Source organism: Candidatus Cloacimonadota bacterium (assembly GCA_011372345.1).
In the GTDB taxonomy this organism is placed as follows: Bacteria; Cloacimonadota; Cloacimonadia; order Cloacimonadales; family TCS61; genus DRTC01.
In genome coordinates, this window is record DRTC01000209.1 from 1 (window position 1) to 11687 (window position 11687).

Annotated in this window: 10 protein-coding genes; 8 read left to right on the forward strand and 2 right to left on the reverse strand. The window is 34.2% G+C overall.

The genetic code is table 11. The annotated features are described in order from the left end of the window. Window positions 1–392: 392 nt before the first annotated feature. Window positions 393–827, reverse strand: a complete 435-nt coding sequence (locus tag ENL20_04085; GenBank protein HHE37735.1) for a hypothetical protein — start codon at window positions 825–827, stop codon at window positions 393–395. Between the two features lie 251 nt (window positions 828–1078). On the opposite strand from ENL20_04085, the gene ENL20_04090 reads away from it, so the two are divergent. The 8 genes from ENL20_04090 (at window position 1079) to tsaD (ending at window position 11232) form a co-directional block, all read left to right on the forward strand. Then, the gene (locus tag ENL20_04090) at window positions 1079–4183 is read left to right on the forward strand and encodes a competence protein ComEA (GenBank protein HHE37736.1); all 3105 of its coding nucleotides are present in this window, start codon (window positions 1079–1081) and stop codon (window positions 4181–4183) included. 24 nt (window positions 4184–4207) lie between these two features. Next, complete coding sequence (locus ENL20_04095; protein HHE37737.1) at window positions 4208–4459, forward strand: hypothetical protein; 252 nt, start codon at window positions 4208–4210, stop codon at window positions 4457–4459. Continuing rightward, window positions 4446–4814, forward strand: a complete 369-nt coding sequence (locus ENL20_04100; GenBank protein ID HHE37738.1) for a transcriptional regulator — start codon at window positions 4446–4448, stop codon at window positions 4812–4814. The genes ENL20_04095 and ENL20_04100 overlap by 14 nt, the downstream gene beginning before the upstream one ends. A gap of 95 nt (window positions 4815–4909) precedes the next feature. Next, the gene (locus ENL20_04105) at window positions 4910–6301 is read left to right on the forward strand and encodes a hypothetical protein (GenBank protein ID HHE37739.1); all 1392 of its coding nucleotides are present in this window, start codon (window positions 4910–4912) and stop codon (window positions 6299–6301) included. Window positions 6302–6400: 99 nt separating this feature from the next. Then, window positions 6401–8062 (forward strand): bifunctional metallophosphatase/5'-nucleotidase, encoded by a 1662-nt coding sequence (locus ENL20_04110; GenBank protein ID HHE37740.1) that lies wholly within the window; start codon window positions 6401–6403, stop codon window positions 8060–8062. Between the two features lie 182 nt (window positions 8063–8244). Further along, entirely contained in the window at window positions 8245–9087 is an 843-nt protein-coding gene (locus ENL20_04115) for a hypothetical protein (protein HHE37741.1), read from the forward strand. Window positions 9088–9128: 41 nt separating this feature from the next. After that, the gene (locus ENL20_04120) at window positions 9129–10022 is read left to right on the forward strand and encodes a hypothetical protein (GenBank protein HHE37742.1); all 894 of its coding nucleotides are present in this window, start codon (window positions 9129–9131) and stop codon (window positions 10020–10022) included. A gap of 193 nt (window positions 10023–10215) precedes the next feature. Beyond that, window positions 10216–11232 (forward strand): tRNA (adenosine(37)-N6)-threonylcarbamoyltransferase complex transferase subunit TsaD, encoded by a 1017-nt coding sequence (gene tsaD / locus ENL20_04125; protein HHE37743.1) that lies wholly within the window; start codon window positions 10216–10218, stop codon window positions 11230–11232. A 106-nt stretch (window positions 11233–11338) separates the two neighbouring features. Here the strand turns inward: tsaD and ENL20_04130 are convergent. Continuing rightward, a partial coding sequence (locus ENL20_04130) for a T9SS type A sorting domain-containing protein (GenBank protein HHE37744.1) occupies window positions 11339–11687 on the reverse strand: 349 nt, incomplete at its 5' end.

Genomic DNA, 11687 nt, shown 5'->3' on the forward strand with positions numbered 1-11687 from the left:
ATTTTTGAATAATAGTTTTGGGATAAATATTTGTTGATCTGCTTGATAACCTTTATTTTCCGATTTCTTCCAATAATTTTTATCTCTACTTTTTCTAATAAAACAGGGAAAAGGTGACTATCCTTAATTATGATTAAAACTGGAAGTTCCGAATTATTCTTCTTACTTGTTCTGATCGGAACATCAGCAATGATTTCCGGTTGTTTCTGATAGTATCTCGGTTTTAATAATTTGATTTGATAATGGGTTTCAGCATATAGTCCGAATAAAGGAAGGAAAGAAACAGGAGAAAGTAAACAGGAGAAAAGATTCATAATTTTATTTGAACAAAAAAACCTTCAAAATGGAATTCCCACATTGAAGGTTAAATTCACAAAACATTTAAAAAGATTTTAAGGAAGCCAGTTCGGATCGATTATACTTTTGGAAATTTTATCATCTCCAACACCCCACGGACCTTGCGGAAGATAATAATAAATCGATGCTCCTTTTTTCCCGAAATTTTCATTTGTGGTCGCGACAACCGTGCTGTCAGTCAAAGAATAATCAAAGAAAAAATCGGTTCCCTGTTTTTCCATTTTATTTTCAACATTGAGCATACTCACATCAAAAGCATAATATCCGTTTTCAGGATCGTTTTTGAAAGCAACATCAGCCCGGGCAAGGATCTGAATATTTTTTATTGCTTCTTTAATTTTTTCATGATTCTGTTTATCTGTCCGCAATGGAATTATCAAAGTAAAAACAATCCCCACCAACATTATGATCATCAATAATTCTATTAAAGAGAATTTACCTTTTTTCTCGATCGACATATTTTCAGACATATAACCTCCAATAAATTCAAGCAAAGAATTTTTAGACAAGATTGAATGTCAAATGATTTTTCATTACTATTCCCATAAATTTAATTTTTCAAATATAATTTTCTGAAAAAAACCTTTCAAACCGTAAGCAGTCAAAGGATTAAAGATTTTAAGGACAAAATTCTTTACAACATTCAACTGTTTTTTTTGTTTGCTCGAGTAAAATTAATATTTAGTTTTATGTTTAATAAGAGTAATATTGAGGAAATTTTATGAGGAAATTAATTCTTATATTATTAGTTCTTGTCTTTTTTAATTCTCTGTTTGCTAAAGAGAATGTTTATCGAAAAAAGAATGGAAATTATATTGATTACGACTCTCTTAATATTGAAATAGAAAAAGATAAACATTACATATTTGAAGGTTCTGGCAGTTCCGGTATCGATAATGTTTTATTGTATATAAAAAGTGAAAACATATTTAATAAAGGAATTAGACCAAAAATTGAGTTCGAACCGGGAAAAAAGGGAGTATATGAACTCGATATCAGGGGATTTTTAAAAGATAAATGTCTTGTTTCTCAAAAATTTTATCTGCATGTTAAATCACCGCAATTAACTCCTGAGGAATTAATAGAAGAACCAAAAATAACAGAAATTGATTCTACAAAAATAATTGTTGAGGAAAAGCACGAAATAACAGAAAAAATAATTACAAAGGATGATACATTAAAAACTATTTTAGAGGAAAAAATAGAGAAAGAAGAAGATGAATTAGTTGAATCTTCTCCAAAAGTAAAAAAAAAATTAGTCGATCTTAATACTGCAAGTTTAGATGAACTGAAAACATTACCGATTACAGAAAAACAAGCTGATGATATTTATGATTTCCGTTTTTATCAACAATTTTTCCAGAGCATTTACGATTTAAGAAAAATTTCTTCCATCGATCAAAAAACCTTAAATAAATTGAAACCATTCGTTTCTGTTTCTCACTATGATGATAAAGATGACGCTGCTCAGAGAAGAGAGGAAATCTATTATTTGATTCAAAGGCTTGGAAGTAATGAAGGTCTGCAGGAAGGAATGTCCGATGTGTGGGAAGATTATCTGATAACTCCTCGTAATATCAACAAACTATCTTTTACGGAAATTCAGAATATGCCGAATGTTAATGCTCAGGATGCAGCTGCAATTCTGAGAAGAAGAGCTTATGGAGATACACTTGCCAATGCTCGTGATCTTCGGCAGACTCCAGGTGTTACTCACTACAGTTATACGAATCTCCGAAATTATGTATATTACAAAGAAAAACCCACTCAAAATAGACTTTTCTTCGATTACCAATTGAAATTCAATACCGAACCTTATGAAAGTGATGCTATCGAAATGTATAAAGAACCGATGCGCGGATCGACCGAAAAAACCAGTTCATATTGGGGTTTTTTCCGGATGGATGATATTTCTGCTGCTGTGATGAACAAGATCAGGATTCGTTATCAGAATGAATGGAAAGCTGGTTTGATGTATAATTCCAATAAAGGTGAGCAAAGTTTCCTCAATGCTGATTCCAAAGAATTTTTTAATGATGCGAAATTCTATCTTGGATATGAAAAAGAATTCGATCTTGCCGGCAGGAATTATATAAAACTTTACGGAGGAAATTTCAGGGCAACATACGGGGAAGGTCTGGTTATGGAAAATACTGATTATTACAGTCCCCGCAAAACAGGATATGGTTTTAACAAAAGGATCAAAGGAATTATCGGTGATGTCTCGCGAACCCAGCAATATTCTTTGAAAGGATTGGCTCTCGATTGGCAGAGAAAGGAATTGAATGCTGCCGTCTTTTTCTCGATTGATAAAAAAGATGCGATAATTTATGATAATAAAGGAGATTTTCTCAAAGACGAAAACGGAGATTATGTTTATGATGCTGACTCCCTATTGATTCCAATTCCGGATGGTAAAATAGATGATCAAGATGATGCTTTTTCTTATCTCACCATGACCAGAAGATTTACTGATGATGAACTTGCTTCTGCAGAAGATTATTTCAATGTAAATACAATTGCACCCAGAAGAGATGCTGTTGAAGAAAAACTGCTCGGTGCGCATTTTGAGTATTCTCCTTTTATTGGCACGCATCTTGGTTTTACAGGGATCGAAGCAGTTTATGACCGTGATTTCATTGTTCCTGATGGAGATGATCTCAAGGATCTTCTGATCGATGATAGTTATGATTTCAATAAATGGAAATCAACCGATAATGAGATTTCCTCTCTCTATTCGACATATTCCGATTCCACAAAATATGGATATGATCGAAATTATCGTCGTGTTCTTGGTTTAGAGTGGCAGACTACTTTGAATAATACATCTTTCCAGGGTGAGTATGCGGAAATGTCTTTGACCGGAAATGAATTCAAGATCGGTGATGATCCGAAGGCATTGATCTTGAGTGCTTACACTTTGTTCAATGATTTCTATATACTTTCTCTTTACCGCGATTATGATCTGGAATTTGATAATCCTTATATGAGAGCATTTGCTGAAAGTTGGCGCTTTGACGATACGATTTTTGAAAAATCTTATCTTTTCAGAAATACTCTTCTTACCGAGATGTATCTGAATTCGGCTCAACCTTCTGCTGAAAGAGGTGTTTATTTGGAGACACGTTACAGGTTTAATACCTGGATGACTTTGTCGAGACTTTATCTCGATGTCTGGGAAAGAAAATCCGATGCTCGTAAGAGTTACCGTTTTGAAGGAAAACTAGATTTCCGTCCCATCTACCAGCAGAGATTCAGATTGCGTTTCAAACAGCAGCAGAAAAGAAACGAAGATGACCTGGATAGAGGAAAATCGCTTTCACAAGAAGCTGAAATTACTTTGTCTTCATATCTCTCTAATCGGGATAGATTTATGCTTGGTTATATTCACGGAAGAGTCGTTCAGCCACCTTATCTTTCCATTTCCGATCCGGGAGATGCCAGCGGAGATGATATGGCTCAAGCCGGGAATGTTCTTACTCACGGGGATTATATCTTTGCAGATTATACTCATAATCTTAATAAGAATCTGAAAATTATCGGTTCCTTTGCTGTCTGGAAAGGACTCGGTATCAGTTTCTGGGATTTTGAAGATGTAAATCTCGATTTTAATCATGATGACAGAGGATATAAGTATTGGCTTACTATTCATAGCCGAATTGCCAATAATCTTTTCTTCTCTATCAAATACAAGTATAAAAAGCAGATGTCACGCGAACTTGAATTTAGAGAATACAATGATATTCCTGAAACAGGACAGTATTATTATCAGAATGTTAAAACTTCCGAAACATCGATCAGGGCGCAACTTGATTGGAAGTTTTAAAAAGAAAATAATTGGAGGTTTATCGTGTCTATTATTGCTTTACCCGCTCATTTTGATGGTAAGCGAATTTGTTTAGATGAACCATTTAATTTAAAAATGGATACTAAACTAATTGTAACCATTCTGCCAACTATAGTAACACAAGATATTGATAACGAACATAAAAATTGGTTATTTTTATCAGGTCAAAGACTGGAAGATGCTTATGGAGAAAATGAGCCTGAATATTCATTAGATTTAATTAAAGAGGTAAATCCAGACTATGAAGCAAGGTGATGTGGTTCTTACACCAATACAACAAGCTGATGGAAAACTCAAAGAAAGACCTGCAATTATTCTCAGGGAGATGCCATCTTATGGTGATTTCCTTGTTTGTGGTATAAGCACCCAATTACATCAACATGTCAAAGATTTTGACGAGATCATTTCTCCTGCAGATAAAGATTTTAAATCAAGTGGTTTACTTAAAAAATCTTTGATCAGGCTTGGTTTTCTTGCGGTGTTATCCCGTAAACGCATATTAGGTTCTATTGGTGAAATCTCAATAAAACGGCATAAACATTTATTGAAAAATCTCAGCGACTATCTTGTTAGTAACTCTACAAAGAATAAAAGTAGAACTTTTTTATAAAATGTTAGCAACAAAATATAATCTTAATTTCCTTTTTTTCCCTCTTTTTCAAGAAAGGGTCAGGATGAGTTAAATAATAAAGTTTTGGAGGATAAATGAAGAGATTATTAATGATCTTCTTAACGCTTTTTATAATAAACGGACTTTTTTCCTTTTCGCTTCTGGACAGCTACTCAGGGAATTATGTGAGCAATATCGATAGTCGAATTGCTGCCATGGGAGGAGCATCAGTTTCCGGAGGGATCAGGCTTTTTGACAGCAATGTAAATCCGGCAAATATCGGCTTTCTAACGGAAGGATTTGGCACTCAATTGGCTCTCGGTTTTATAAAAAACGATGATGATCGGGCTTTACCGATGTATAATTCCTTTGATGCGTATGTCGATGATGCAACTTATGTCACCAATGTGAATTTTTTTGAGCAATATGCTCTGGGAATGTATTACAAAAAAGATTTTAAGGATTTTGGATTATCTGCTGCCTTGATGTATAAACCTTATTTGAATTTTGAGAACAATTATATCGAGGAAGTCAGGAATAATGCTAATTCCAATGATGATGGTTATCCTCCTATAATTGCCAAGAATTTTATCGAAGGTGAAGGAGTTATCAATAAGATCAGTTTCTCAACAGCTTTTACATATAAAAATTTCTTATCTCTCGGTATAGAAATTTCTCAAATGAAAGGTGATAATAATTCCAGCAGAAGAATTGTCTGGAGTGATTATGCGAATGATGTAATGGGAGAAGGTGTTTTGCAGGATTCGTTAAGTTCAATGGAAAGAGAATTTGAAAAAATCGGTTTTAAGATCGGCAGCAGGATGAAAGTCAATCGGAGATTCGGTCTGGGATTGAGTTATGAACCAAAACAGACATTCGATGTAACAGGGAATATAAATGGAATTGATGTTGATGATGTAATCTATCTTTATACAACAAAATTAGATTCATTAGATATTCCTTTTATCTCAGATAGTTTAACTTATGCTGATTTTACAACTCCTTCCAGAATTCGCTTCGGTTTTTCCTATGAACCGAGAAATATTATGAGGACTTACTTTAATGGAGATGTGGAATTCGTTAAATGGACTGATATTTTTTCTTTGTATGAAAATGAGTTGAATTTTTATTTTGGGGTGGAACATCAATTAGAAAATGGAATTCCTTTTCGTTTAGGATTCAGCTATCAAACCGAATATCAAATAATCGATGATTCCGGATCGATGTATGCACAAAAACTCAATATTCCTGCTTATACTGTCGGTTCCGGTTTCAAGTTATATAAGAATCTTGTCTGCGATGTTTCCGTAGAATTTTCAAAAAGACAATATGAAACTCTGGATCTTTTCCCGGATGAAGTTTATGATCATGAAGAACTCTGGGTAAATTATCAATATGTAAATATATCAAATAGAGGTTGGGAAAATCCGGATAAAGTTACGGAATCATTCTTGAAATTACAGACTTCTTTGACTTTTAAATGGTAAATATGTTCGACTTGTGAACGACTCGAGATAGAGGAACAAAGAGAAAAAAAGAAGTACGAGTTGAAATATATTGTACAATTAATTTGAAGGAAAGTTAAAATGCGAAATTTAGTTATCTTCATTTCATTACTGATGTTATCTGTTAATTTTCTGATTTCTGAAGATCTTCTTCTCGATATCATGTTCACTAATGATATCCATGGTGGAATCGATAGGTATCCAGCAACTTTTATGAATCCTAATTTTCCTCCTATGCTGGGCGGAGGAGGTTCTGCAGCAACTTATATAAAAGGGATCAGGAAAATAAGCAATGGAAAAAATCGGGACAATCTCCTGGTTGATGCCGGAGATTTTTTTCAGGGACATCCGGTTGGTACCATATCCAAAGGAAAAGCTGTCATCACTTATATGAATATGATCGGATATGACTTGAGTGTTGTCGGAAATCATGAATTTGATATTGGGGAAGATACTCTAATCGAAACTTATAATGATGCAGAATTCCCGATTTTATCATGTAATATCGTAAAAAAAGGAACAGACGAACTGGTAGATTATGTCCAACCTTATCTGATTTTAGAAAAAATGGGAATTAGATTTGGAATTATTGGCGTAACTACAACTGACACTGAAAAGATGAGTTTTCCTGAAAATATTAAGAATGTCGAGTTTCTACCGGCAAAAGATGCTCTGGAAAAATATATTCCAATCGTTAAAAAGGAAAAAGTCGATTTGATCATAGTGGTCGGTCATGTTGGTATTCCTTATGATCCTGAACCTGCTTATAAACATCGATACGAGGAAAATTCGGGTGAGAAGCAAAGATATTGGGGACTCGATGCCCAGGAATTAGCTCATGAAGTTCAAGGAATAGATTTATTCTTTGCAGGTCATATTCACAAAGGTTTTGCCAAACCCTGGGAAGATCCGGAAACTCATACTCTTGTTTTTCAGGGCTATGCCTATGGAAGCAATGTTGGTCATGTAACCATCAAGATAGATAAGGAAACGAAAACTATTTCGGGATATGAAACCGCAGCACTCAGGGAAGGTATGATGATCACTCTTTTTGAAGATGAATTTATTCCCGATAAAACGATCGGAGATACGATCCTGACCATGCAGAAAATCGCTGAACAAGGTATGGATGAAGTCATCGGAAAAGCAGAAACCTATATTTCCAGAGATGGAGTCGATGCTCAAAATAAAATCGGAAATCTTGTTTGTGAAGCAATGCTGGAAGCTACTGGAGCGGATTTTTCCTTTTTAAATCTCGGAGGAGTTCGGGGAGACCTTCAACAGGGACCGATAACTTACCGGAATATTTTCGATGTCATGCCTTTTGAAAATCAGGTTGTGATCATCGAAGTAGATGGTGAATTCCTGAAAAATATCATCGAGATGAGAGTTTCCGGTAGTCGTCACGGATTGCGAGTAGCTGGAGTAAATGTTGTTTATAATCGTTCCCGAAAGGATTATGATCGGATCACAAAACTTCTGATAGGTGGAGAACCCTGGCAAAAAGACAAAATCTATCACATTTCAACCACAGATTTTCTCCTTCAGGGAAATGCTGGATTAACCATGCTGACGAAGATTCCCGAAGCAAAGATAACCAGGATCGAAAAAAGTTTGCGGGATTGTATTGTAGATTATGTAAAAAATAATTCACCTGTAACCGCTCAAATTGATAACCGCTGGAAAAGAGACGATAAATCTGAAATAACATTAGAATTGAAATCCGAATTAGAAAAAAAATAACAGTTCTTTTTTCTAAATTTGATAAAAGAATTGACTAAAGATCAGTCTATTTTTTAATTGCCCCAGATATAAAAAATTTTTTCGATATTTTTATGGAAGAAAATTCAGAAATAAAATAATTTGCATTACTGAATAATGGAATAATTTTTATTTCCCAACGATAAATATTTCAAGGAAGTACTATGTTAAAAAAAATTGGAAGATTAGATAATGATTCTATTAAAGAATTAGATCTGCTAATCGATTCTATATTCAAGCTTTTTGATAAAGGAAAAAAAGAAAAAGCAGAAAAAGAACTTTATAAAATAGCTAAAACTCCTAACTATTTCATCAGAGAATATATTGGAAAAAATCTGATCAAATATTCAGATCAGCGTAAGATCTTAGCTGTTGCCAAAAAGATGCTCAAACATAAAATGTATGGGATCAGGGCTACAGCTTTGTTTTACCTTTATACAAAATATGGGGATGATCCTGAAAAGATACTCAAGTTGTTGAACAGCAATTTTGAAACGATTCCCTGGGAAGTTGAGAGTATTATCAATGATATGTGGAAAAAATTTCCTGATTTCATGAAAATACATATGAAGGAGTGGCAATCATCAAAAAATGAAAAGAAAAGAGCTTTATCATTCCATGGTATGGAAAATATAGCTCGTTCAGATTCAAAATACATCATGGAATTTATCAGTAGATCTATTGATGATGCGACTATGGATGTGCAGAAGAAAATTACTCATATAATGACTCAGGTCGCTCGTGCAAATCCCACGATCGCTTTTCCTTACATCAGGGAATGGCTGGTTACAGCTGATGAAACAAGAATAAAAACGATCTGGGTTTCTATGAAAAAACTGGCAAATATAGTGAAGCAGAAGAATCGCAGGGATAGGTCTGTCGAGGATTTTGTGATCCTGACAGAACAAACTGTTAATGATTGGAAGAATGATGAGAACGAGAATGTTGTTAATATGGGTGAAAGACTATATCGCATTATAACTTATGATATGAATCATAATCGATAATTTATTAAGCAATTGTTGATCAATCTTGTCAAGAGGACTTGATGAGAAGAAATATTTCCATTAAAATCCTGGTAGTTCTAATCGCTGTTGTTTTGTGGTTTCAACAGGTACTTTTAAAAACACATACTGAAGAGATATTAATTCCAATAAGATTAAGTAATATTCCGGAAAACCTTGTTGTTATAGAAGAAACTATTAGAGAAATTCCTGTTATTATCAAAACTCGAGGTATGGATTTCCTGATCATGAAAATGTCTCAGGTTTATTTTAATGTTGATGGCAGCAAGTTTAAATTTGGAAATAATTTTATCCAGGTTACTGATCAAAATCTGCATTATTCAGATCGAATAACCCTGGAAATAAAAAAAATAAATTCTTCAAAAAACACGATTATCGAGATGGATAAATTAATCATAAAAAAATTTCCCATCCAGATCCAATACGACACACCCAAGGATGAAGAATTTTTCCTGCAAAATAAAATAATAAATAATTTCCAGAATATAGATGTTAAAGGTCCACAAACGATTTTAAGCAAATACAAGATGATCCAGACAAAAAAGATCTCTCGGAAAATGGTAAAAGATAATAAACTGTCTGTTGCTTTAATAGTTCCTGATCCTAAGATGAACTTGGAAAAAGATCAGATCAGTCTGGAGATAACTCAATCTAAAATAACTACTAAAACAATTTCCCTGATCCCAGTCAAGTATCCGTTAAATAAAAACATTTCAATCATTCCTCAAAAAGTTTCAGCTATGGTCAGAGGACCCGAAGATATTTTGGAGAAACTCACGAATAAGAATGTTACTGCCAGTATTGATGAAAACAAAATCAACAGGAATGATTTTGTGAGAGTTAAATTTTCCTTACCCACAGGAGTAAAATTAGTCGAATATACTCCGCAGAAAATTCAGATAATCAGAGATAAGTGATTGTCTTTCCAGGATTGGATTTGACTCGTAACGAAGTGAGAGTTGAGAACAATCGGATAAATAAGTTGCAATCCTCGACTCACATTCCCTTTGGTCATTGCGAGTCGAGTTTTGTTTTTTCCAGTTGTTGATTCTTCGATAGAAAAGCAAAAATCCCGAAAACTTTCGGGAAGAATGATAGATAAAGGCTGTAATGAAACCGATCAAGATCCTCGCGTTTGAGACTTCCTGCGATGATACTTCTGTCGCTGTTATAGATTCAAATTACAAAGTTTATATAAATCTTATCTCTTCCCAAACCACCCATGAAGATTTTGGTGGAGTCGTCCCTGAACTTGCTTCCAGACTCCATATAAAAAATATAATGAAACTTACTCAAATTGCTCTGGATCAAACAAATACGACATTTGAGGAAATCGATGCCCTCGCAGTTTCTGTAAATCCGGGTTTGATCGGTGCGTTGCTGGTTGGAGTTTCCTTTGCAAAAAGTCTCGCTTACAGTTTGCAGAAACCTCTCATTGCAGTGAATCACATGCTCGGTCACATTTATGCAAATAAGATCGAAAATCCGGAATTAGAACCACCTTATCTTGCTCTCGTTGTTTCCGGAGGGCATACGGAACTTGTCGATTTTGTCTCCTACAATAATTTTAAGATTGTTGGTAAGACAAGAGATGATGCTGCCGGAGAAGCTTTTGATAAAACTGCAAAATTATTGAATCTCGGATATCCGGGAGGTCCGATGATCGATAAAACAGCAACAAACGGTAATCCCGCGTTTGTCGAATTTCCGCGTGCTTTAAATAGAAAAGATAGTTATGATTTCAGTTTTAGCGGACTAAAAACAGCGATCAGGAATTACCTTCTAAATAAAAAAGAAGAATTCATCAAAGAACATATTGCAGATATTTCTGCTTCGGTGCAGGCAGCGATTGTTGATAGTCTGGTTAAGAAAACGATCAATTACGCAAAAAAAGCGAATTCCAAGACCATCATTGTGGCAGGAGGAGTTTCCGCAAATAGCCTGTTAAGAAAACAGATCAAATTAGAAGCAGAAAAAATCGGAGCTGAAGTTTATATTCCTGCTCTTGAATATTGTATGGATAATGCAGCCATGATCGGAGCTGCTGCTATTGAAAAGTATTTCCGCAAAGAATTTGCTGATCTTTCTTTGAATGCTTTTTCAAAAAAGGGATTGAGATTTATTTGAGATAATAGTCCACTTTTCGCAAAATGTGAAAAAATTAAAATAAAAAAATAAAGTCATTTAATACCCATTTGTACAGAAAAAATATTTTGATTATTAAACAATAGATTTACCTCATCAAAACCATCTTCTTTGTTTGAGAAAATTTATTTCTGGTTTTCATTCTGTAAAAATAAGTGCCGGAAGGAAATCTTTCAGCATTCCAGTTAATTTCTGTTTGTTGATCGCTAATTTCTATTTCATCGATTTTTTGTCCTTTAATATTGTAGAATAAAATCTCTGTGAACTCTGTATTTCTGTGGCAAGAAAAAGAAATTGTCGTTGTTGTATGAAATGGATTCGGAAAATTAGATAAAGAAATATTTTCAGCATAGATTTCATTATCCTCGATCCGGACATTTTCATAAACAAATTCTGTCCTGTGTTCATTTTCCCAATCATCAGTCCAGATCTGGAGG